Origin of the sequence: Helicobacter didelphidarum (assembly GCF_003364195.1) — a bacterium.
Taxonomy (GTDB): domain Bacteria; phylum Campylobacterota; class Campylobacteria; order Campylobacterales; family Helicobacteraceae; genus Helicobacter_A; species Helicobacter_A didelphidarum.
The window spans coordinates 1-876 of record NZ_NXLQ01000156.1; the positions used below are offsets into that span (position 1 = coordinate 1).

Consider the following 876-nt stretch of genomic DNA (forward strand, 5'->3'; position numbering starts at 1 on the left):
TCTACACCACCTCTTTAGATTCTAAAAGATGAGATTCTATATTAATAGGATAATCATCTTGCTCCATAATCTATCTCATCATCTTTAATATTATGCTTTTTAGCATAAGCTAGTATCTTTGCTCTTAGTTCTGTGGGGAAGTTCTCTCTATACATTGCTGGGATTCTAGGATCTAGCTTAAAATCTAATTCTCCCTTTTCAAATTTTTCTTCTATCTCTTCTGGAAAAAAATAAAATGGCGCATTAGGATAGCCTTGAGGGGGAGTTACTGATAGAATCTTAGCTCGTAAAACAACTCTCTTAGAGTGTCTCTCTATCACATAATCTTCCCAATCATCTTTAAAACCTTGTGCATCATAAGGGTTTTTATGCCAATTCATAGCTATCTTGCGATATTCATCTCTAGTTTGTTTGGTAGCTTTAGGATCGATAGGATCTAATAGCTCCCCATTCTCAACTTTTTTTGCTAAAAATTTCCAACGCAAAAAGCTAGGGTCGCCCTCATAATTTGTCCTGTTTAATTCCTCATAAAAACTTATATCAATATACTCTGTCAAAAATGGTCGTAAGCCATACTCATCTTTTGGAATCTTCTTAAGGAGTTTAGACATACTTTTGCCGATACGCAATTCATCATCAAATCCTAATTGCATTGAGAGGATATTAGCTTGCTCATCTCTAGTGGCAAAGCCCCATCGATTTAATCCATAGCTAGCCCACTCAAAAGTATCTTTATTGCCTAATATCCCTGCTGTTATACACCATTCTGCAACATTTAATTCTCTGCTTAGACTATTGGTATAGGATTTTATTGCATCATAGCTTCCGTTTTTTAGGGCTAAATCAAACCAATATTCTGGTGTTTTGATGATGGCT

At 35.3% G+C, this 876-nt stretch carries 1 pseudogene; it reads right to left on the reverse strand.

Features of this window, described 5'->3' with window-relative positions:
* Nucleotides 1-53 precede the first annotated feature (53 nt).
* Nucleotides 54-876: pseudogene (locus tag CQA53_RS12865) on the reverse strand (hypothetical protein); the annotation flags it as partial.